The organism is Colwellia sp. RE-S-Sl-9 (assembly GCF_048296855.1).
Taxonomy (GTDB): Bacteria; Pseudomonadota; Gammaproteobacteria; order Enterobacterales; family Alteromonadaceae; genus Pseudocolwellia.
Genome location: NZ_CP182631.1, coordinates 4,263,655 through 4,284,265, shown reverse-complemented (window position 1 = coordinate 4,284,265; position 20,611 = coordinate 4,263,655). Strand labels below are relative to the sequence as shown.

Below are 20,611 nucleotides of genomic sequence, written 5' to 3'. Positions count from 1 at the left end.
TACCTAAAAATCATCTTCAGGCTCTAATCCTGCTAAAGTTACGCCAGCAAGTGCACCTGATCCCCCTTGATCATTACTGCGTAATTTGATCATTAAGCGTAAATCATTTGGTGAATCGGCATGATGCAATGCATCAGCGTAGTTAATTTGTCCCGCTTGGTATAAATCAAATAATGCTTGGTCGAAAGTCTGCATACCTAATTCTTTAGACTTTTGCATCACCTCTTTAATACCACCTATATCACCTTTTTTGATAAGTTCAGCAATAAATGGCGAGTTTAATAATATTTCAATTGCCGCTACACGCCCATTACCATCGGTAGTAGGAATGAGTTGTTGTGCAATAATACCACGTAAGTTTAAAGCTAAATCAAAGAGTAACTTGCTATGTTGATCAGCAGGCACTAAATGCATAATACGGTCAATCGCTTGGTTAGCGTTGTTAGCATGCAGAGTTGCAATACATAAATGCCCTGTTTCAGCAAAACTTAACGCGTGCTCCATAGTTTCTCGGTTACGAATTTCACCAATCAAAATAACGTCAGGTGCTTGTCGTAATGAACTTTTAAGTGCAGCATCAAAGCTTTCTGTATCAAGCCCTACTTCACGCTGAGTTACCATACATTTTTGGTGTTCGTGAACAAATTCCACAGGATCTTCTATCGTTAAAATATGACCGTGAGAGTTTTTGTTACGATAGCCAATTAACGCCGCCATTGAAGTTGATTTACCTGTACCTGTACCACCAACAAATAGCACCAAGCCACGTTTAGACATAACCACATCTTTTAAAACAGACGGTAAACCTAAATCATCAGCTTCTGGTATATCGGTTACAATTCTACGTACAACCATACCTGCCATATCACGTTGCCAAAATGCTGATACACGGAAACGACCAATACTGTCGATAGAAATAGCAAAGTTACACTCTTTCTCTTCTTCAAATATGCGTTTGTTTTTATCTGTCATAGCATCGTGAACTAAGCCTAACGATTCAGCCGCCGTTAATACATGCTCATCAATAGGTACTAACTCACCATTAATTTTTGCACTAACAGGTAATTTAGCGGTAACAAACATATCAGACGCATCTGAAGCGACCATTTTTGATAATAATTGATTAAAATTCATTTAAACGCCCTAGTTCATTCGTTTAGTGATCACTCAGATTAATAACCTTGTGAAAATTGATTTTTGTCTGCCGCTTTTTCTCTTGCTGCTTCACGTGTAATTAATCCACGGCTCACTAAGTTTTGTAAACATTGATCCATGGTTTGCATGCCGTGCGACATACCCGTTTGAATTGCTGAATACATTTGCGCAATTTTATCTTCACGGATCAAGTTACGAATAGCAGGAACACCAATCATAATTTCATGAGCAGCTACTCGGCCACCGCCTACTTTTTTGATAAGAGTTTGTGAAATAACAGCGCGTAAAGATTCAGATAACATTGAACGCACCATAGATTTTTCTTCACCTGGAAATACATCAATAATACGGTCAATGGTTTTAGGTGCAGACGTTGTATGCAAGGTACCGAAAACTAAATGACCTGTTTCTGCTGCGGTCATGGCTAATCGAATAGTTTCTAAATCACGCATTTCACCAACAAGAATAACATCAGGATCTTCACGTAATGCAGAACGTAGTGCAGCTTCAAAACTTAAGGTATCGCGATGAACTTCACGTTGGTTAATCAAACACATTTTGTTTTCGTGTACGAATTCTATTGGATCTTCAATGGTAAGAATATGATCATGTTTGCTACCATTAATGTAGTCAACCATTGCCGCTAGCGTAGTAGACTTACCCGAACCAGTTGGCCCTGTAACTAATACTAAACCACGAGGCGTATCAGCAATATCTCGGAAAATATCAGGACAACCTAAATCATCTAAAGAAAGAATTTTACTTGGAATGGTACGAAATACAGCGGCAGGCCCACGGTTTTGGTGAAAAGCATTTACCCTGAAACGTGCTAAATTTGGCACTTCGAATGAAAAATCGACTTCTAGCTTTTCTTCGTAGTCTTTGCGTTGTTTGTCGTTCATAATATCATAAACTAACGCGTTAACGTCTGCGGCATCAAAGGCCGGTATATTTAGCTTTCTTACATCACCGTCAACACGAATTGAAGGTGGCGTACCCGTTGATAAATGTAAATCTGATGCATTATTTTCAACACTAAATGCAAGTAATTCGGTAATATCCATACAGACCTCTTAGCTATAAATAATTCGAAGCGTTGCTCGAATAATTAAATTAAATATTTGAAACAATTTATATGACACTCATTAAAGATAATATCGCTGCGATTGAAGCGCAAATTTCTCAAGCATGTAATCTATCAAACCGTAAGTCTCACGAAGTGACTTTACTTGCTGTAAGCAAAACTAAACCTAATGAACTCATTGAACAGGCTTATGAAGCAGGACAACGAGATTTTGGTGAAAGCTATGTACAAGAATCCGTAGAAAAAATAGCACAGCTCTCACATTTATCTGATATTTGTTGGCACTTTATAGGCCCTATTCAATCGAATAAAACCCGACAAATTGCCGAAAATTTCTCATGGGTTCATGGGGTCGACCGTATCAAAATAGCCAGCCGACTGAACGAACAGAGAAGTCATCAAGATACCCCACTAAACGTTTGTTTACAAATCAATATTAGTAATGAAAACAGTAAGTCGGGAGTATTAACAAACGATTTACCAGAGTTAGCTCAATTTGTTAACAATTGCGATAATTTAACCTTACGAGGCCTTATGGCAATACCTGAAAAAAATGCTTCAAGCGAAACGTTTGATGAAATGCAGCGACTTTTTTTAAACCTACAACAAACCTATCCTCAAATAGATACCTTATCAATGGGAATGTCTGATGATATGCAGCAAGCGATAATGTCTGGTTCAACCATGGTACGTGTAGGTACGGCAATATTTGGCGCTAGAGATAAATAGCCTCAGTTCAGGTTAACTACCTTAGCAGCCTTAACAATTTAAAATTAATAACAGGAACAGTAATGACAAAAATAGCATTTATTGGTGCAGGTAATATGAATGGTGCCATCATTGGCGGTTTAGTAAAAAACGGCATCGACCCTAAAAACATTATGGTCACCAATCCTTCACCGGCAAAACGTGAAGCACTTTCCAAGCAGTACAATATTTTAAATACCGCTGACAACCTTGAAGCCGTCGCTTTTGCCGACACGATTATTTTGGGTGTAAAACCTCACCTTATTGTTGAAGTATGTAAAAACATTGCAGATAACGTGAATATTGAAAATAAATGCTTTGTTTCAGTTGCCGCAGGATGTTTACTTAAAAATATTCAACAAGCTTTACAGGCAAACACAGCGATTGTGCGCACTATGCCAAATACGCCAGCTCAAGTTGGTTTAGGCATGACAGGTATATTCGCCAATGAATTTGTAACTACCGAACAAAAAGCCAATGTTGAAAAAATTATAGCTTGTACGGGTCAATACATTTGGCTTGAAAACGAAGCAGGTATAGATAAAGTAACCGCAGTTTCAGGTTCAGGCCCTGCTTATTTTTTCTTATTTATGGAAGCCATGGAACAACAAGCGAAAGCACTAGGTTTTTCCGCAGAAGAAAGTAGACTACTGGTACAACAAACCGCAATAGGCGCTGCAAGCATGGTAGTTAATAACCCTGAGGTTGAAATTGGCCAGCTTCGCACCAATGTTACCTCTAAAGGTGGCACTACGCAGGCAGCACTTCTACAATTTACTGAAGGTAAATTACCAGAACTTGTAGCAACAGCGATGAACGCCGCAATAACCAGAGCTCAAGAGCTTGCTAACTCATAACCATCAATTTATTTAAATGACTTTTACCGGAGAAATAAATGCAAGCAATTAACTTTTTACTCGACTTTGCATTCGACACAATACTCATGATTTTAATCGTGCGTGTTTGGTTACAACTTGTACGTGCCGACTTTTACAACCCACTTAGCCAATTTGTAGTAAAAGTAAGTAACCCATTAGTTATCCCTTTTCGTAAAATTATACCAGGGTTTGGTGGTGTAGACGTTGCGACAATCGTGTTAGCTTTTATCGTAGCATCATTAAAATTTGTTTTAATTCCTTTAATAAATGGCGCAGGTATTAATATTGTAACCGCTTTAATTTTAGGCGCGTTATATTTAATAAAACAAACAGGCGTTTTATTGTTTATCATCATGTTAATTATGGCGTTAATGAGTTGGGTGGTACAAGGTTATAATCCAACACAAGTTATCTTCCAGCAACTTACAGATCCGGTATTACGACCTATTCGTAACATAGTACCGGTTATCGGCGGCTTAGATTTATCAATATTAGCCGCATTTTTATTATTGAATGTTATTAATATATTACTATCAGGTTGGATCCCATACTGGGCAATGCTTTAACTTTTATTAACAAAAGTAGACTGGCGACATAAAGGTTAAATAATAATTTAACCTTCTGCTTTAGGAATCATTTATGAAAAAATTAATACAGCGCTTATCAATATTAATCATCACTTCAGTATTTATGCTTAATGCACATGCTGAAAACATGAAGAAATTAGAACATTTAGACGTGCATTACATGGCTTTTGGTGCCACGTTTTTAACACCTAAAATAGCTAAAGCTTATGGTATTGAACGTAGTCGATATAATGGTGTAATTAATATATCTGTTCTCGATAATAGTAAAGAAGGTAAACCCGCTAAACATGTGGTTATTACAGCTAAAGCTCGAAATGATCTAGGCCAAATTAAAACTTTAGAGTTTGAAGAAGTTACCGAAGGCGATGCAATTTACTATTTAGCTCAAGTCACCTACTCAGATGAAGAAACCTACTACTTTGATGTTACGATAAATGACGGCACAGGTAATAAGTCATTCAAGTTTAAACAAAAATTTTATGTAGATTAAAGGCTGATATCACAATAAAAAAGGAGAAATATATAACCTGTATATCTCTCCTTTTTTATTACATGTTTAAAAGTAGAATATTAAATTCTCGCTTTTTTTAACCCTAACTTTACCGTTAGTTTCTCACCAAACGCATTAATCACTAATCCAAATAACACCAAAGCACTCCCTACCCACTGTGTTGTAGAAATAGTTTCATTCAAGAAAAAAGCCGACGCAGTAATACCTACAATAGGCACACCTAAAGTTAAAGGGGCAACTTGTGCCGCTGGATATTGCCCAAGTAAATGGCTCCATAAGCTATAGCCAACAATTGATGCAGCAACAGCTAAATAAGCTAAAGACAAAAACGACACCCAATTAAAACCAATTAAGCTTTCAATAATTAAATCAGGCCCTTCAATAAAATAGCTTGATATAGCAAAAGGAATAACCGGTATCCAAGCCGACCATATGACTAAATCTACTCCGGGTTTAAACCCTCGTTTATTAATAACACGGTTAACAATATTACCTAGCGCCCAGCAAGACGCGCCCATGATAGTTAACATAAAGCCTATACCTGTCATTGTTGTATCTTCCCCCGTACTCGCTATAGTATACAGCCCTAAGCCAGCAACTAACATTGCTAATATTTGAGCAAACTTAACTTGCTCTTTTAATAACAACGCCGCAAAAATCAACGTAAATAATGCTTGCGATTGCAACACTAAAGACGCTAATCCCGCTGGCATCCCCAACGACATAGCACTAAACAAAAAAGCAAACTGACCAAAACTAATAACAAGCCCATAAGCGGCCAGCCATTTAAGCGGAATATTAGGTTTTTTAACAAATAAAAAGCCAACAGAAAATACTAAAGCAAAACGTAAAGCGCCCATTAATAATGGCGGTAATCCATCAAGACCCCAAGCAATAACTACAAAGTTAATGCCCCAAATAATAATAATGAGTAAACCTAATAGGGTGTCTTTAAATGACATGTCAGTCCTTATGAAAAGATGAAAAGGTGGAGCTAATTCAATACATGGTTAGGATTATATTGTATGATCCATGCAACTAAAAAACACTACACAGTTCAAAGGTAAAAGCATGTCTACAGTTGTTTTAGCAACAGGTAATCAGGGTAAAGTAAAAGAGCTTTCTAGTTTACTAGCACAACACACTATTGAGATAGTGCCTCAAAGTGATTTTAATGTACCTGAAGTACCTGAAACAGGTACAACATTTGTTGAAAACGCCATCATAAAAGCGCGTCATGCCGCCAAAATTACAGGTTTACCGGCTATTGCAGACGACTCTGGATTAGAAGTTGACGCATTAAATGGTGAACCCGGTGTATATTCAGCACGTTACGCAGGTGAAAATGCTACCGACAGCGACAACACCAACAAACTATTAAAAGCTTTATTAAACGTACCTACAGCTGAGCGCAGCGCACGTTTTCATTGTGTATTGGTATATATGGAACACGCTAACGATCCTACGCCTATTATTTGTCATGGTGTTTGGGAAGGTAGCATAATCACCGAAAAATTAGGTGAACAAGGTTTTGGTTACGATCCTGTTTTTTGGCAAGAAGATCATAAAATGACCTCGGCCCAACTTCCGCGTGAATTAAAAAATCAATTAAGCCACCGTGGAAAAGCACTTGCTATATTGGTAAAAGAGCTAGCAGCAAAGCACCAAGCCAAATAACTTAATCAATTTAATACCTATCAGGAAATTTCTCTGTGCTTAAAGCTCCACCGTTATCGTTATATATTCATATTCCATGGTGCGTACAAAAATGTCCGTACTGCGACTTCAATTCTCATGCACTAAAAAATGAAATTCCTGAAGCCGAATATGTAGAGCAACTCATACAAGATTTAGACGCCGACATAAAACGTTTTAGCTTAAGCGACAGACCACTGCACACCATATTTATTGGTGGTGGTACACCCAGCTTATTTTCAGCGCCAGCAATTAAATCAATGTTAGAGCAAGTGTTATCAAGATTTACACACGACGCAAACATTGAAATAACCTTAGAAGCCAACCCTGGCACAGTAGAAGCCGACAAGTTTATTGGCTTTTTTAACGCAGGGGTTTCACGCTTATCTATAGGTGTGCAAAGTTTTGAGTCAGACAAACTGATAAAACTGGGAAGAATACACGATAGCCAACAAGCTAAAAGTGCCGCAGAACTTGCCACAACTTGTGGCGTAAAAAGTTTTAATTTAGACCTAATGCACGGTTTACCTAATCAATCGTTAGACAACGCTTTAGACGACTTAAAAACCGCTATAGATTTAAATCCTACTCATTTATCTTGGTATCAATTAACCATTGAACCTAATACACCATTTCATTCAAAGCCCCCTACTTTACCGGCTGACGAAACTTTATGGGATATTCAAGACCAAGGCGTCAAACTGCTTGAAGATGCAGGTTACAAACAATACGAAATATCAGCGTACAGCAAACCAGAATACCAATGTAAACATAATCTTAACTATTGGCGATTTGGCGATTATTTAGGTATTGGCTGTGGCTCACACGGTAAAATTACTGATATCGAGCAGCAACAAATATTTCGCACCGTAAAAGTAAAGCACCCTAAAGGCTATTTAGATAAAGAGCGCGAACATTTAGACCACCTAAATCCGGTTGATAAAAGCGAACTGCCTTTCGAATACATGATGAATGTACTTAGATTGTGTGCAGAATTCAGCTTAGACGATTTTGAAGCTTATACCGGTTTAAACCGAAACACCGTATTACCTATACTAAACAATGCTCAGCAAAAAGGTTTAGTACAAAGCCCAAATGAAGACAGCACCACATGGCAAGTCACCTTACTTGGGCACCGTTATTTAAACGACCTACTTGAGATGTTTTTATGACAGCAAAAGTCACCCATAACAAGCAAGATCAACACGAACCTGACATCAAGTTTATGCAGCGCGCTTACGAGCTAGCACAACAGGCAGAGCAGATTAACGAAATTCCTGTAGGTGCTGTAGTTGTAGCCGACGGTAAAATTATTGGCGAAGGTTTTAATCAGTCAATCACCTTAAACGATCCGTCAGCCCATGCTGAAATGCTCGCCATAAAACAAGCAGGCCAAGCTCTACAAAACTACCGCTTAATTGACTGTACTTTGTACGTGACTCTTGAACCTTGCCCTATGTGTGCTGGTTTATTGGTACACAGCAGAATAAAACGCTTAGTCTTTGCAGCCAACGATCTAAAAACAGGTGCAGCTGGTAGCGCGTTTAACTTGGTAGATCATGAAAAGCATAATCATAAAATAGAAACCACAAAAGGCGTGTTAGCAGAACAATGCAGCGCCCTGCTGTCTGCTTTTTTTAAACGAAGACGTGCAGAGATAAAGGCGAAAAAGAAGCAAGATAAGATAGATAATGAAAATACCTAAAGCATATATTCCTACGCTTTTATCTGCTATACGAGACTCCGCTTTATATAATGAACAATTATTAAAAAGTGAGAAATTACGAGATCGTGATGATTATGAAGAACATTATGTTCATTTAACTCAATTTTTTGAATATTTAAAAGAAGAGTATCAAAACAATGAAGAGCAATATGACTTGAAATTAGAACAGATACTTCCTGAAGAAATGGCTAACAGGTCAATTGAACAAGACTAAAACAATTCACTACTAGAACTTTTGAAATTTAAGCAACCTGAACTCGGCTTAATAAATATTCTTCTAGCAGCTATTTTTACTGACTTCGGCGTTAAATTCACTTGCAATAGGGGAGTATTGACGCGTAAATTTGCCTTGAATTAAGTAAAAATATCAAGCTAGAAGCGGGATAAGATTTTAATTTTTCGATGAATTAAATACTTCTTAAACCGAACTCAGGTTAATTAACCTCAGCTCGGGATAAGCAAAGTTACTCAACAAGCTATTTTTACGCCTAACTTCGTTGAATTTATTACTAATAGCCAGCTATTAGATAGAAAAATTCGCCTTGTTATACACAAAAATATCAATGTTGAGAGACTAATATAGCTTAGGAAAATAATGGTGCGCATTAAGTTTTTGATAAATAACGATTTTAAATCATTCGCTAACATTCATTAACCCGAATTGAGGTTAAGTAAGAAAAAAGTTACATGTAAGGTTTGGATAAATCCGAAAACAATAAAACCCCTTAATAGTAAAGTTTAACAAAACCCAAACGATTAATTTTTATCGCTTGGGCATTATAATATTTAGCCATTTTCCGCTTTTGAGAACGCGACGATAAAATCATCGCTTTTGTTAAAGCGTCTGACAACATAGCTTGAGAAGAGAACACCGACATACTGCCTTTAAACTTAACGTGCTTCCCTGTTGAAGGCTGAATAATAGCTGACTTATTTTCTCGGTGATAATTACCTGATGTAGCTAACGCACTATTTTGCATTTTTACACTTCTTAATGCCGTACTACGTTTATTGTATTGCAGTGCAACTTCTTCATTTTTCCACTGGTTTATTGCTAGGTCGCCTCCTGCGTTAATACGACAATAAATGTGTGCAGGTACTTTACTTAACGCGCAATCAAGCGCATAACCTTTGGCTATTCCACCTAAGTCGATACATAAAGGTTTATCAATATGCACCACACTTTCATTACAACTCATATTACTGCTGTTACCAAAAGCTAAGGTGCAATTTTGGCTTGTTACATTTAACGATAAATGATTAGGCAATTGCTTATTTAAAATTAAACTAGGCGCAACGGTTACATCGTATAAACCACGGGTAAATTTATTTAGCTGAAGTGCAAAAGACAGTACTTTATTCAAATCTTTGGATATAGCGATTGATAAAGTTTGATTATTCGGATCAAACCGATTAGCTAAACTTAATGCTTGTCGATTTAAAAATGAGAGTTCGCTCGTTTCACTGTGGAAACTCAATGTATGATGAACTCGTTCAATTTCATTAAATATTACTTCAGACAATGCAGTAAGTTCATCGTCTGCGACTTCTCCCCTTAATTCTATGTCAACTAAGGTTCCAAGTAATGTTTTACGTTTTTCTAATTGATTTAGTGTCACAATAATTTAAGCACTTGCTTCCAGATTTCCTTTAATCGATTAATGCTATCAGTTACATCGCTGCACGATAGTGTAGCACCTGATATATTTTTAATCTGCTTATCTAGTTTCAAAAATTCACTACTGTTTTTCCATGAAATTATATACGCCATTTAGGGGGCATAATTTGACGACCATAGCTTTTCGGTAAGTGAGAGCTTCAACACCAATAATTAGCTTTTTGGTTATGCCATATTCGATTTCAGGATGAATACAGTGAAAGCTGTAATGGTCACATTTATTTTTGTCTAAACGAATAGTACCTGAAAGTTTGAATTCGTAGCTATCTTGTGGACGTGTATTTACAACCTTTGCCCCATAATTTTCACCAGCCCATGCTGATGTAGTCATTAAGCTAAACATTGCTAAAACAACCAACGCAAATAAAAATCATTATCATTACTGTATTAATGAACAGCTTGACCAATGTTAACAGTTAACAATATATTGTGTGTGTACATAATGTACAAAAAATTATATAAACTTTATTTATAGACTAAACAAGGAATTATTATGAAAAAAAGGACTGTTTTACTATCAGGAATAATGCTCGCTTCATTTTCTATTAATGCAGCAGATTGGGACACGATCCCACTACCAGTAGCAGCAGGCGATGGCAAAACGTGGGAGTTGCAAGGAAACTACTCTGATTCATTTGATTACACAGGAAAACCAAGTACTTTTACAGATAAATGGAATGATACTTACTTTAATGCTTGGACAGGTCCAGGGCTAACCTATTGGCAACAAGATTCATCTTGGGTTGCGGATGGTAACTTAATTATCAGTGCATCTCGTCGCACAGGTACAGATCAAGTTAATGCTGGTGTAGTTACATCTAAAACAAAAGTTAAATACCCTATTTTTTTAGAAGCTAATATCAAAGTGAGTAACCTAGAATTGTCATCTAACTTTTGGTTACTTAGTGAAAATGATGAACGTGAAATTGACGTATTGGAAGTTTATGGTGGCGCGAGAGAAACATGGTTTGCACAAAACATGTCGACCAATTTCCACGTATTTATGCGTGATGAACAAACTAATGAAATTATCAGCGACTTTAACGATCAAACTCATGTTACACCTACTTCAGGTACATACTGGAGAGAACAATTTCATCGTTTTGGTGTTTACTGGAAAAGTCCGACTGAGGTCACTTTTTACATAGATGGTCAGCAAACTGCAGATGGTTCATGGGCACAAGTAGTTATGACCGATAAAGACTACACAGGAGCAATACTAGATAAAAGCCAATACAATATGGATCAAGAAGCATTCATCATTATTGATACTGAAGATCATGCTTGGCGCTCTGCAGCTAACAATATAGCAACAGATGCAGATCTCGCTGACGAAAGTAAAAATAAAATGTATGTTGACTGGATCCGTGTCTATAAACCTGTTTCAGTTGGTGTTCCATCAGGTACTACTAGTATACAAGCCAAACACAGTACAAAATGTATAGATGTTACTAATGGTGCATTAAATAATGGTAGCCTATATCAACAATGGGGCTGTGATACGAGTAATGCTAACCAACAATTTACGTTGACTGATCTAGGTAATAGTGAATATGCAATTACCTCAAATCAAAGTGGCTTATGTGTTGAATTAAAAGACGGAAATACTGCCGATGGCGCAACAGTTCATCAATGGGTATGTAACCACAGTAATAACAACCAACGATGGAAACTAGCCGACAAAGGCGATGGATATTATGAAATTCGCTCTAAAGCAAGTGACAAGTGTTTAGATATAGCAGGTCAGCAAACCGTTAATGGCGCAGCACTTAATCAGTGGAACTGCTTTAATGGTGACAATCAGCGCTTTAAGTTTGTAAACTGATATTTAAATAAAGTACTTTATTTAAACATACCAACCTATTAGATATTTAATTAGGTATAAAGGCTCTTGAATTTATTCAAGAGCCTTTTCTTATACAGGTTCTATGACTCAATTAATCTATACCCATTTAAATAAATGAAAGCTAACAAATTTAAAGTATTTCTTTAACTACTTAACCTGAACTCGGTTTAAGAGATTCTTAACAAATTGAAATATAATAAAAATAGTTTTATTGAGCCTCTAGCTTGCTAGTTTTTCTTAATTCAAGGCAAATTTCGCGTCAATACTCCTCTATTGCAAGTAAATTTAACGCAGAAGTTAGGAAAAACAGCTACTAGAGAAGGATTTATTCAGGCGAGTTCAGGTTACTTATTATTCAAATTATTAACGTAAGTCAATTCATTAATGCGTTTGGTATAATTTGGAGCGTCTCTGTGTACTTAGCCACATAAAACTCCAACAAGATCCTGCATACTATAGATATAAAGCCTACGAGCAAGATAGGCTACAACTATTTATTTTGATGGAAGTGGTAAGTATTTTTTATAAATCTTGTCGTAAACATCTGTCGATTTTATTTCATCTAATGCAGCTTGCCAATTAGCAACTATATTATTTGGAGTTTCTTTTGAAAAAACCAGATATATGTCTGAATTATATAATTTGACGTTGGTGCGTTCGATATTCGCTTTTTCTTTTTCTGCTAAGCTATGTACTGTCAATTCACTCATAGGAACTAAATTCACCCTATCTTTTATTAACATTTTTATTGCATAAAATGGCTTTGTTGTAGGTACAATATTATTAAAGTTTTGAGCTTTTAAAAAGTTATGATCTGCATTTCCTAAATGTACACCAACTGAAAAAGACTCTTTAATTTCATCTAAGCTTGAAGGCATAATACTCGAGCCTTTTCTTTTATAGAAGTACACACCACTGGATATCAACGGTCCTACCCATTTTACCGTACCTTCCCTTTCAGGACGCCTGGCTACAATATACATTGCATAGTTAGGTTTATTTTGAACAGTCCATAAACCTCTTGCAAATGGGTATACTTTAATATCGTGATTATATTGAGTGATTTTCATCATCTCTTTAATGATTTCTGTGGTAAGTCCTTTTAGCTCACCATCTTCTAAATAAGAAAAAGGCTCTATTTGATGAGTTAAAAAAGTAATATTTTGGCTATAACTACAAGCATGAAAGAAAATAAAAAGAAAACCGTATAAAATACGCTGTAATTGAGTATTCATGAAATCTCCAAGCCTTTACTAGAGCTAATTAAAAATCAACTTACTATCGTTTAGTTATTGAACATTGAAGTAGTATGCCTGATTTCTCATGAATATAAAAATACGGATAAATTAACCTTAACTACACATAGCTCAAAATATACAAAGAAGTTACTCTTTTATCACTTTTTTGTAATAGCTTCAGTATAGATTAACTTAACTAAAATTACTGTTTAATAATCATTAATACTTTTCCTAATATTTGATGCTTATCTACAGGGCCAATCCTCTCAACCGTTAGGCTTGAAGGATTCTCGCCTTTGCTCCAAATAAAACCATAACGGTCAATTAGTGCAACCGTTTTAATAATAAGCCCTAATGTTTGATGCTTAATTAATACAGTTTGATTAGGTTTTACACGCCAAAAATTAAACCACTGATTAATTAATATATAGCTGTGCTGAGGCACTTTAGGAAACATACTGTGTCCCTTTACTTTTAAAAGTTTAAATCCTAGTACCGTCATATTATTAAGCTCCTTTATCTAAAATCGCTTTTGCTAGTTTTCCGTTGTCGCCAGTATGTTCCTTTTGTTTAGCAGCTACTGTGACAAAATTTAATTTTTTATCTAATAATTCTAATAACGTATAAAACATAATGACTCTCCTGTGGTAACTAAAACAATGTGTTTCAATAATTAACGCTTAATGTACTACCTCTTGCTGGCTTTCGAGTTTCTGCTTAAACTCTTGGATTGATTGCATACAATCATTACAAATAGGATTCTTTTTACTGAATACCAGAATTGGAGGAAAAGTTAATTTCAAGGCCTTAATGGCAATTAACTTTACGTCTTCTGTCGCTTGTTTGCTTTGAGTTAAGTTAAGCATTCTATTATGCGGAATAAGCAAATAACGTAACCCTATTTGCTTATCTCCCTGTTGTTCAAATAGTGTAGATAAGTTATGTAAAGTACATATCCACGCCATTAATAAATTGATGTTCGTTGGGTCTGCCGACCATAAATAATCTAATTGTAGTTCAGCCTCTTTATAGTAATATTCGGCTTGTAACCAATTTTGTTTTTCATAACACTCATTTCCAAAGGTTAGTAACCTTTGCCAAAGCAATGGTTCTGATTGCTGAATTACATTTGTTTTCATTAGCGAATACCTTCCTTATTTATTAATCTTACCGCCACAACTCAAATGATAATCATTATCATTTGGGTTTGCAATAGATATTTTAAATGAAATAGTAATTAAGAAGTAGATGGTAGAAATGTTTTAAATAATCTTTAGGAAGTGTACAATTAATTAACGAATATAAAGGAGATAACCTATAAATTTAAAAATATAGGCTATAGTTTTTTGAAGTTTAACTGTGCGATGTTTTAAAAATTGAAGCTGATAAAGATGTTAATCTGCTCAATTTATTTCTAAAATATTGCAAATAGTATGGTTTACTTTATTCACATCATATTTATTTTGAGCAAACGCCAAACTCGCTTCCCCCATAGATGCGAGTTCATTAGGATTTTCTATAAACCAGAGCATTTTATCGGCAAGATGTTTTGCATTACCTTTTTCAACTAAGAATCCATTACTCCCTTCTTCAACAGTATCTCGACAACCAGGAACATCTGTTGTGAGTATCGGGCGACCAATTGCCATAGCTTCTAGAACGGTACGAGGTAATCCTTCATGGTATGACGCTAATACAAATACATGGCACTGCCTTATAAAAGGTCTAACATCAGTGGTATTACCTAAATACTCTATTAGCCCCTTATTTTTCCAACTATAGACTTCTTCAATTTTTATACCATCAGGAGATGGATCTGCTGGTCCCAAGATTTGAAATCTTATATTCGGATATATTTTTAATACAATTTCAGAAGCAGACACATATTCTCTTAAACCTTTATCACCTAACAACCGAGCAATCGTCAGAAAGGTTAAAATAGGCTCTTTAGGTAGCTCACAATGTTCAAAGTAATTTAAATTTACTCCTGAACCATTTACTACATAAGCTTTTGAATGTGGAATTATTCTATTTTGTATAAAGGTCTGCTTATTATCGTTATTTTGAAATATTACACTTTTGGCTGAAACTAAAGCTCCTTTATAGAGTGTTTTAGCTATAAACTTTACAACATTCCGTTTAAATCCACCTGATTGAAAAGCAAAACCTAAACCTGTTATTAAGGCATTAAATTGAATACTTGAAAATAAATTAGCGCTCAACCCACCCCAGATAACCGGTTTAATAGTATACGCTATAACTTTATTAGGCCGTTCTTTTTGGAATACTTTGACTAAGGACATAAAAGTTTTTAAGTCTGAAAAAGGGTTGATGCCATTTCGTGCAATCGGATAAGAAATATACCTACAGCCTAATTTCTCTATTCTATTTTTAGTTTCTATATCTGTGTAGGCAGCCATCGTAATAACTTCATGGTTTAAATTGACTAATTTCTTTATCAATTCGCCTCTAAAGTTAATCAAAGACTCAGGTAAAGCCCCGATAATAATAATTTTCATAGTGAATAACTCTACTGTGTTTATTTATGGTCACAATTTATAATTAAAGTGTTAATTTCACTTTGTAATTGCTTTATTAAAACAGGGTCTTGATGTGTACTTTTGTTTCTTAAAGTTAATAATTTATTTTCTAATTTGAATATATTTGCGAAAAATACAAATAAAACTTTAGCGATAGTTTTACCCACAATTTTAACTTTATTACCAAACGTTAAAAATTGTAAGTATTGAAACAAAACAATTTTCAAACCATTAAAATATGCTCTGATTGCCTTCTTAGGAGAAACACTACTTTCTTCACGATAGTAGTAAAGAGGCTCCTTTATAAAAGCCACCTTTAAATCCTTTTTAATTGCCGCATCAATCCACAACTGATAATCTTCTTTTAGCTTTGTATTCTCGTTATAGCTATTTCTTAAATACCAACTTTTCCTAACCAATATAGTGGCGTGAGCTATTCCTGACAGTCCAAAAATGGCATCGCTTACAGATAAGTTATCAAGAACTTCTACTGAAGGTTGCCTATAACCAATAACTTCATTTTCATCAGTAATAGAGCAAAGCCCTGTTGCTACAATATCTATGTCGGGCGAATTATCTAATAGCTTTACTTGCTTTATAATTCTATCAAGAGAAACCAAATCATCAGCATCCATCCTAGCGATATACTCCCCTTGGGCAATATCTATAATTTGGTTTAGCCGAACAGGTAAGCTTTTATTTTTTCCATCGCTGATCACTTTAATACGCCGATCATCAAAGCTTTTAGCAATTTCTAATGAATTATCTGTTGAACCATCATCCAATAATATAAGTTCGAAGTCTGTAAAGGTTTGATTAAGTATTGAGTAGATACTTTGTTTTAAGAAATTACCAGGATTATAAAATGGAATACCAATGCTAACTTTCATTATAAATTCTCTACTATTGGATTAAATCGATAAGGAGCTAAATTACTAAATGTGCTTGTAGTTAAATAAAAATATAAACTCATGAATATAATGGCAACGAATATCATGATTAACCGTGTTTGATAGTCTTTAAAACTTATAATTGTCATCGGTAATAAAAACATATTCAACTGAATGAAATATATACTCATCCTCAAAAAGCCTGATGGGTCAATTCTTAAAATTATCGAAAGTAAACTTATTAATGTACCAAGTAAATATAAGGATAATAAAATATCAAACGAGCGTGTTCCCAGATACCTAGCATTGACTCTCCGACATAATACGAACCAAACAAAAAGCAAAATATTAAAGGTTGAAACGACAACCCCACCACTCGTTTCTTGTTGATCGCCATAGGTTGAATATTTACTATCAATACTTGAAGCGATACTGATGAAGCTTGGAAAAAAAACAACAAAAATAAGAAAAAAGAAAAGAATGAAGCCAATTTTACGAGGTTTTATCTCCCCCTTGAAAATAAAATATAAGGGCAAGCAAATAATAATTGACTTATGAAACAAACAACCAATTAAAATAGACAATAAATATCTTATTGGTTGTTTGTTTATTATGAATATTACAGAAACGGAAAATATAGCTATAGCAATTGCTTGCCGAGTACCATTAATTTGAAAAAGATAAGGGCCTATTAATAATAAAGTCGCTAATGATAATGTTTTAAGATTGAACTGTTTAATGCTGTAAAAATAACAACTAGTTATAATAATTGAGCTTAATGAAAATAATGCAACGTAGTTATCACTGATCAGACGCCCCAAATAATTAAGCACCCAGAAGGCAGGCTCACCTTTAACATTAATAATACCAATAAGAGAGTCAACACTATCAATATAATTATAATAATAAATATAGTGTGGAGAGTCAGTTCCTACTTTTGCATGCTTAAATCCAGTGAGGATAATTAAGGGAATTGCAGATACGATATAAGTTGCGTTCAAAGCTATTTTATTAAACTTAAAATGATGTCCTATAAACATAAAGCTTAAAGAAAGTAGATAAATAAAAATATAAGGCAACATTTAAATTATTCACCTAAACCGAAAGGTTAATAATTGAATACAACTTATTAAGTTCATCACTGTTATTATAATTATTCATTGAACAGTAATGACTTAATGCACTCCTTCTATTTGGATCTTCATACAAATCAATAATACTTTGGGCAATTTCCTCTCTAGAATTACCACTAATAACTCCATCAACAGAATGCTCAATTTGACTTTTAGCTGTAGGATAATTAGCTACCAATATAGGTTTTGCTAAGATTTGGGCTTCTGAAACAGTAACCGCTTTCCCTTCATATCTTGAGGGTTGAACATATATGTCACATGCTTTCATGTAAGGGTATGGATTATTGATTTTACCTAATAGAATAAAACTATCTTCTAAACCATGGTTTATGATTAATTTTTCTAGTAAAGCTTGGTCAGGTCCATAACCAATAATGTACCACTTAATATGTGTAAAACCTTTTTGATGTATTAAAGCAAGTACTTCAATAGCTTTATCAAATGCTTTTGGATGGCATAAACGGCCAACAGATAAAAGAGAAAAGCAGTTTTTATCTAATGTATTTATTGCTATATTTTCTAAAGACATTGTTTTAACAAAGTCAGGTGATGTAATGTTTTCTACAACAATTAACTTTTTTTGTAATGACGGATATTTTTTTACAAAGGCATGAGAACAATCATCAGATATAGAAATAATATAATCGAACATATCCCACATTTTTAAATCGGCTTTCACATCAGTAGTGATAGCAGAATAGTCTGTATGTATCCAAGCTATCTTTACTTTTGCGTTAACTTTGTTCGCTATAAAATCATGAGGCCATAAATAACTAATAGCGACATCATATTCTTTCGACATTTTTGGAAAAAAAGGTAAGCAAAACCGCCATATAAGCTGAGTTTGAAGATAATTTGTTTCTTTAACTTTATTAAAAAACATCGCTGACTTAGCTAATGTTCTAGCAACACCAATAAACCAACTTTTAGTCTTAAAAATTTCTTTTATAGATTGTCTAACCGTTTTGTATTCTTTTACTTCATCAAGTAATTTGGCTTGCGGAGGAAGTAAGTCAAGAAAGTCACCTGTGTGGCTGTAAAGAAATAAATCGACGTCAAATTGCTCATAGTCAAAATTATTAAGCATACTTAATAGGCTTCGTTCTACTCCACCTACTTCCATATCAAATGAAGAAATTAATAATTTTTTCATTTGTTTATCCCTGTAATTTTTTAAAGTTATTTGATCCTAATAGTTTGATGATCAAACCTTTAACAGCTTTCTTAAATTTAGAAGACGAGGAAGCCCAAGTAGCACCAAAATGATGTACCGCGTAAGAGGTATCGTCACTATAATCAATTTTATGTAGATAATCATAAGGGGAAAATTTAACACGGTCTAAAACGGTAATTACTTCGTTATTTTTGGCTGTAATACTTTGATTTTTTCCATCTAAAACCAAGTTATATTTTTCAAGTAACGTAGTTAGTTTAGTAACATTTGTTGTTAAATCGCACTCTCCGCTAGGCAAAATAAAAGGTCGGTTATGGTAAATACACATAAACTCGTTGATAAAGGCAGAATTTTTTCTCGCACAAATGGTACTTGTTGCTATGTAATTAGCTTCTTCAAAACCTAATACCACATCATTATCAAGTAAATCATCAAACACCTTAAACACTTCAACGTCGGTATCTAAGTAGATACCTCCTTGGTGATACAAAGCAAATAATCGAGCATAATCACTAACAAATGCATATTTTTTTGCTTCGTACGCCTCTTTAACATAGTCATTAATATCAACATTAAAATTATCTTCATTCCATTCAACAATTTGATAATTAGGCAACATACGACTCCAACCATCAATATACGCGATTACGTCTTGTGGTTTATCGCCTTTACCAAACCAACAATAATGTATAACTTTAGGGATTGTCATAATATGTACTACCTATAAGATTTATAATTTTTATTATTAAAACTTTAAAAGCAAGCGGACTTGGCTTTTAACACTGCTTACTATACGAAAAATACTGGCTATTACTTTAAATAGCACTCTACTTTTGGCACTCGATATTATCAAATTATTTTTAAAGCCTAAGAGACCACAGTCATTTTTATAATTACCATTTAACTTAGTCCGTAAACTAACCAAATCACTATATCGTTTTTCATTTATTATTTTTGTTATTTGAGATGAGATAAAAATAGCATGCCACCGCTCTGACAAGGTATTATTCATAAAAAAAATAGACGCATCAAAGTTAAACTTTGAGCTCATATTAGTGCCTGTCGACAACGTATAATTAAGCCCATAATAAGGCGACTGCCCTAACTTATATGCATAAGTGTAACGAATCAAAAAATCCCAATCTTGATGTTTAAATAGCTTATTATTAAAAGTTACATTCACTAATGTTGCTTTATTAATAACTAAACTTGAAGTGACTGAAATCCCTCCTTGAATAAAAATAAACTCGCATATATCTGATTGTGTTTTATATGTGGGTATAGCTTTAGTAACTATTTGATCTGATATTAAATTAACTCTGCTAAAACAAGCATCTAGTGATTGATCATGTATTGTTGTTAAGCACGATATTAGGTGTTGATTATTCCACGTATCGTCAGCGTCTAAAAAGGCAACATACGAATATTGTGCAGCTTGAATACCTATATTTCTCGATACATTAGCATTACCTTTGCCTTCAGGTTGTAAAATAGTAATTGGACACTGCAGGGAATAATGTTCTGCTTTATTTTTTAATAAAGGGAAATCGTCTGAGCAGTCGTCAACAATAATTATTTCAACATTTACATTACATTGCTGTAGAACAGATTGAATTGCAGCAACAATACACTCTGCACTATTGTAGGTAGTGATAATAACTGAAACGTTATTTTCTGTATTCAACGATAAATCTCAATATAAACATAAATTTTATTAATAATGAGCTAA

The 20,611-nt window shown here is 34.5% G+C and carries 24 protein-coding genes; 9 read left to right on the top strand and 15 right to left on the bottom strand.

The genetic code is table 11. The annotated features are described in order from the left end of the window. Window positions 1–3: 3 nt before the first annotated feature. Window positions 4–1,134 carry a PilT/PilU family type 4a pilus ATPase gene (locus ACM9HF_RS18680; protein WP_473613058.1) on the bottom strand — a complete coding sequence of 377 codons (1,131 nt, stop codon included), beginning with the start codon at window positions 1,132–1,134 and terminating at the stop codon, window positions 4–6. Window positions 1,135–1,172: 38 nt separating this feature from the next. Next, the gene (locus tag ACM9HF_RS18675; RefSeq protein WP_473613056.1) at window positions 1,173–2,219 is read right to left on the bottom strand and encodes a type IV pilus twitching motility protein PilT; all 1,047 of its coding nucleotides are present in this window, start codon (window positions 2,217–2,219) and stop codon (window positions 1,173–1,175) included. A gap of 71 nt (window positions 2,220–2,290) precedes the next feature. On the opposite strand from ACM9HF_RS18675, the gene ACM9HF_RS18670 reads away from it, so the two are divergent. The 4 genes from ACM9HF_RS18670 (at window position 2,291) to ACM9HF_RS18655 (ending at window position 4,941) form a co-directional block, all read left to right on the top strand. Then, entirely contained in the window at window positions 2,291–2,968 is a 678-nt protein-coding gene (locus tag ACM9HF_RS18670) for a YggS family pyridoxal phosphate-dependent enzyme (protein WP_473613052.1), read from the top strand. Between the two features lie 62 nt (window positions 2,969–3,030). Then, window positions 3,031–3,843: a pyrroline-5-carboxylate reductase gene (gene proC, locus ACM9HF_RS18665; protein WP_473613048.1), complete on the top strand. Its 813-nt coding sequence runs from the start codon at window positions 3,031–3,033 to the stop codon at window positions 3,841–3,843. Window positions 3,844–3,881: 38 nt separating this feature from the next. Beyond that, complete coding sequence (locus tag ACM9HF_RS18660) at window positions 3,882–4,430, top strand: YggT family protein (protein WP_473613044.1); 549 nt, start codon at window positions 3,882–3,884, stop codon at window positions 4,428–4,430. A gap of 73 nt (window positions 4,431–4,503) precedes the next feature. Continuing rightward, entirely contained in the window at window positions 4,504–4,941 is a 438-nt protein-coding gene (locus tag ACM9HF_RS18655; RefSeq protein ID WP_473613040.1) for a DUF4426 domain-containing protein, read from the top strand. 80 nt (window positions 4,942–5,021) lie between these two features. On the opposite strand, the gene ACM9HF_RS18650 is transcribed toward ACM9HF_RS18655, so the two are convergent. Further along, on the bottom strand, window positions 5,022–5,924 hold the full coding sequence (locus tag ACM9HF_RS18650) for an EamA family transporter (RefSeq protein ID WP_473613036.1): 903 nt from the start codon (window positions 5,922–5,924) through the stop codon (window positions 5,022–5,024). A 109-nt stretch (window positions 5,925–6,033) separates the two neighbouring features. On the opposite strand from ACM9HF_RS18650, the gene ACM9HF_RS18645 reads away from it, so the two are divergent. Genes ACM9HF_RS18645 through ACM9HF_RS18630 form a run of 4 tightly spaced genes read left to right on the top strand, consistent with a single transcriptional unit; the run spans window position 6,034 to window position 8,597 of the window. Further along, on the top strand, window positions 6,034–6,639 hold the full coding sequence (locus ACM9HF_RS18645) for an XTP/dITP diphosphatase (RefSeq protein WP_473613031.1): 606 nt from the start codon (window positions 6,034–6,036) through the stop codon (window positions 6,637–6,639). A gap of 35 nt (window positions 6,640–6,674) precedes the next feature. Beyond that, window positions 6,675–7,829, top strand: a complete 1,155-nt coding sequence (gene hemW, locus ACM9HF_RS18640; protein ID WP_473613028.1) for a radical SAM family heme chaperone HemW — start codon at window positions 6,675–6,677, stop codon at window positions 7,827–7,829. Further along, entirely contained in the window at window positions 7,826–8,362 is a 537-nt protein-coding gene (gene tadA, locus ACM9HF_RS18635) for a tRNA adenosine(34) deaminase TadA (RefSeq protein WP_473613024.1), read from the top strand. Before hemW ends, tadA begins: the two co-directional genes overlap by 4 nt. Beyond that, window positions 8,349–8,597 carry a hypothetical protein gene (locus ACM9HF_RS18630; RefSeq protein ID WP_473613020.1) on the top strand — a complete coding sequence of 83 codons (249 nt, stop codon included), beginning with the start codon at window positions 8,349–8,351 and terminating at the stop codon, window positions 8,595–8,597. Before tadA ends, ACM9HF_RS18630 begins: the two co-directional genes overlap by 14 nt. A gap of 511 nt (window positions 8,598–9,108) precedes the next feature. Here ACM9HF_RS18630 and ACM9HF_RS18625 read toward each other — a convergent pair. Both ACM9HF_RS18625 and ACM9HF_RS18620 read right to left on the bottom strand, forming a co-directional pair. After that, window positions 9,109–10,002, bottom strand: a complete 894-nt coding sequence (locus ACM9HF_RS18625) for an FAD:protein FMN transferase (protein ID WP_473613017.1) — start codon at window positions 10,000–10,002, stop codon at window positions 9,109–9,111. Window positions 10,003–10,122: 120 nt separating this feature from the next. Further along, entirely contained in the window at window positions 10,123–10,392 is a 270-nt protein-coding gene (locus tag ACM9HF_RS18620) for a DUF6662 family protein (RefSeq protein ID WP_473613013.1), read from the bottom strand. 162 nt (window positions 10,393–10,554) lie between these two features. Between ACM9HF_RS18620 and ACM9HF_RS18615 the strand changes: the two genes are divergently transcribed. Next, on the top strand, window positions 10,555–11,886 hold the full coding sequence (locus tag ACM9HF_RS18615) for an RICIN domain-containing protein (protein ID WP_473613009.1): 1,332 nt from the start codon (window positions 10,555–10,557) through the stop codon (window positions 11,884–11,886). A 515-nt stretch (window positions 11,887–12,401) separates the two neighbouring features. Here ACM9HF_RS18615 and ACM9HF_RS18610 read toward each other — a convergent pair. From ACM9HF_RS18610 to ACM9HF_RS18565, 10 genes are all read right to left on the bottom strand, one after another. Beyond that, window positions 12,402–13,142: a substrate-binding periplasmic protein gene (locus tag ACM9HF_RS18610; protein ID WP_473613006.1), complete on the bottom strand. Its 741-nt coding sequence runs from the start codon at window positions 13,140–13,142 to the stop codon at window positions 12,402–12,404. Between the two features lie 205 nt (window positions 13,143–13,347). Beyond that, the gene (locus ACM9HF_RS18605; RefSeq protein WP_473613002.1) at window positions 13,348–13,602 is read right to left on the bottom strand and encodes a S24/S26 family peptidase; all 255 of its coding nucleotides are present in this window, start codon (window positions 13,600–13,602) and stop codon (window positions 13,348–13,350) included. A gap of 49 nt (window positions 13,603–13,651) precedes the next feature. Then, window positions 13,652–13,777: a hypothetical protein gene (locus tag ACM9HF_RS18600; RefSeq protein ID WP_473612997.1), complete on the bottom strand. Its 126-nt coding sequence runs from the start codon at window positions 13,775–13,777 to the stop codon at window positions 13,652–13,654. Window positions 13,778–13,825: 48 nt separating this feature from the next. Next, entirely contained in the window at window positions 13,826–14,284 is a 459-nt protein-coding gene (locus ACM9HF_RS18595; RefSeq protein ID WP_473612993.1) for a DUF2753 family protein, read from the bottom strand. Window positions 14,285–14,548: 264 nt separating this feature from the next. Continuing rightward, window positions 14,549–15,664, bottom strand: a complete 1,116-nt coding sequence (locus ACM9HF_RS18590) for a glycosyltransferase family 4 protein (protein ID WP_473612989.1) — start codon at window positions 15,662–15,664, stop codon at window positions 14,549–14,551. A 20-nt stretch (window positions 15,665–15,684) separates the two neighbouring features. Next, window positions 15,685–16,575 carry a glycosyltransferase family 2 protein gene (locus ACM9HF_RS18585; protein ID WP_473612985.1) on the bottom strand — a complete coding sequence of 297 codons (891 nt, stop codon included), beginning with the start codon at window positions 16,573–16,575 and terminating at the stop codon, window positions 15,685–15,687. After that, window positions 16,575–17,657, bottom strand: coding sequence for an EpsG family protein (locus tag ACM9HF_RS18580; protein ID WP_473612981.1), 1,083 nt, complete (start codon window positions 17,655–17,657; stop codon window positions 16,575–16,577). Before ACM9HF_RS18580 ends, ACM9HF_RS18585 begins: the two co-directional genes overlap by 1 nt. A 13-nt stretch (window positions 17,658–17,670) precedes the next feature. Then, entirely contained in the window at window positions 17,671–18,861 is a 1,191-nt protein-coding gene (locus ACM9HF_RS18575; RefSeq protein ID WP_473612976.1) for a glycosyltransferase, read from the bottom strand. 4 nt (window positions 18,862–18,865) lie between these two features. After that, window positions 18,866–19,591 (bottom strand): glycosyltransferase family 32 protein, encoded by a 726-nt coding sequence (locus tag ACM9HF_RS18570; protein WP_473612973.1) that lies wholly within the window; start codon window positions 19,589–19,591, stop codon window positions 18,866–18,868. Between the two features lie 36 nt (window positions 19,592–19,627). Next, window positions 19,628–20,566, bottom strand: a complete 939-nt coding sequence (locus ACM9HF_RS18565; RefSeq protein WP_473612969.1) for a glycosyltransferase family 2 protein — start codon at window positions 20,564–20,566, stop codon at window positions 19,628–19,630. Window positions 20,567–20,611: the final 45 nt, after the last annotated feature.

What these genes read in the sequence shown, in the direction of transcription:
- ACM9HF_RS18680 (WP_473613058.1), bottom strand. Translation starts at nt 1,134, where the DNA reads ATGAATTTTAATCAATTATTATCAAAAATGGTCGCTTCAGATGCGTCT.
- ACM9HF_RS18675 (WP_473613056.1), bottom strand. Translation starts at nt 2,219, where the DNA reads ATGGATATTACCGAATTACTTGCATTTAGTGTTGAAAATAATGCATCA.
- ACM9HF_RS18670 (WP_473613052.1), top strand. Translation starts at nt 2,291, where the DNA reads ATGACACTCATTAAAGATAATATCGCTGCGATTGAAGCGCAAATTTCT.
- proC (WP_473613048.1), top strand. Translation starts at nt 3,031, where the DNA reads ATGACAAAAATAGCATTTATTGGTGCAGGTAATATGAATGGTGCCATC.
- ACM9HF_RS18660 (WP_473613044.1), top strand. Translation starts at nt 3,882, where the DNA reads ATGCAAGCAATTAACTTTTTACTCGACTTTGCATTCGACACAATACTC.
- ACM9HF_RS18655 (WP_473613040.1), top strand. Translation starts at nt 4,504, where the DNA reads ATGAAAAAATTAATACAGCGCTTATCAATATTAATCATCACTTCAGTA.
- ACM9HF_RS18650 (WP_473613036.1), bottom strand. Translation starts at nt 5,924, where the DNA reads ATGTCATTTAAAGACACCCTATTAGGTTTACTCATTATTATTATTTGG.
- ACM9HF_RS18645 (WP_473613031.1), top strand. Translation starts at nt 6,034, where the DNA reads ATGTCTACAGTTGTTTTAGCAACAGGTAATCAGGGTAAAGTAAAAGAG.
- tadA (WP_473613024.1), top strand. Translation starts at nt 7,826, where the DNA reads ATGACAGCAAAAGTCACCCATAACAAGCAAGATCAACACGAACCTGAC.
- ACM9HF_RS18630 (WP_473613020.1), top strand. Translation starts at nt 8,349, where the DNA reads ATGAAAATACCTAAAGCATATATTCCTACGCTTTTATCTGCTATACGA.
- ACM9HF_RS18620 (WP_473613013.1), bottom strand. Translation starts at nt 10,392, where the DNA reads ATGACTACATCAGCATGGGCTGGTGAAAATTATGGGGCAAAGGTTGTA.
- ACM9HF_RS18615 (WP_473613009.1), top strand. Translation starts at nt 10,555, where the DNA reads ATGAAAAAAAGGACTGTTTTACTATCAGGAATAATGCTCGCTTCATTT.
- ACM9HF_RS18610 (WP_473613006.1), bottom strand. Translation starts at nt 13,142, where the DNA reads ATGAATACTCAATTACAGCGTATTTTATACGGTTTTCTTTTTATTTTC.
- ACM9HF_RS18605 (WP_473613002.1), bottom strand. Translation starts at nt 13,602, where the DNA reads ATGTTTCCTAAAGTGCCTCAGCACAGCTATATATTAATTAATCAGTGG.
- ACM9HF_RS18600 (WP_473612997.1), bottom strand. Translation starts at nt 13,777, where the DNA reads ATGTTTTATACGTTATTAGAATTATTAGATAAAAAATTAAATTTTGTC.
- ACM9HF_RS18595 (WP_473612993.1), bottom strand. Translation starts at nt 14,284, where the DNA reads ATGAAAACAAATGTAATTCAGCAATCAGAACCATTGCTTTGGCAAAGG.
- ACM9HF_RS18590 (WP_473612989.1), bottom strand. Translation starts at nt 15,664, where the DNA reads ATGAAAATTATTATTATCGGGGCTTTACCTGAGTCTTTGATTAACTTT.
- ACM9HF_RS18585 (WP_473612985.1), bottom strand. Translation starts at nt 16,575, where the DNA reads ATGAAAGTTAGCATTGGTATTCCATTTTATAATCCTGGTAATTTCTTA.
- ACM9HF_RS18580 (WP_473612981.1), bottom strand. Translation starts at nt 17,657, where the DNA reads ATGTTGCCTTATATTTTTATTTATCTACTTTCTTTAAGCTTTATGTTT.
- ACM9HF_RS18575 (WP_473612976.1), bottom strand. Translation starts at nt 18,861, where the DNA reads ATGAAAAAATTATTAATTTCTTCATTTGATATGGAAGTAGGTGGAGTA.
- ACM9HF_RS18570 (WP_473612973.1), bottom strand. Translation starts at nt 19,591, where the DNA reads ATGACAATCCCTAAAGTTATACATTATTGTTGGTTTGGTAAAGGCGAT.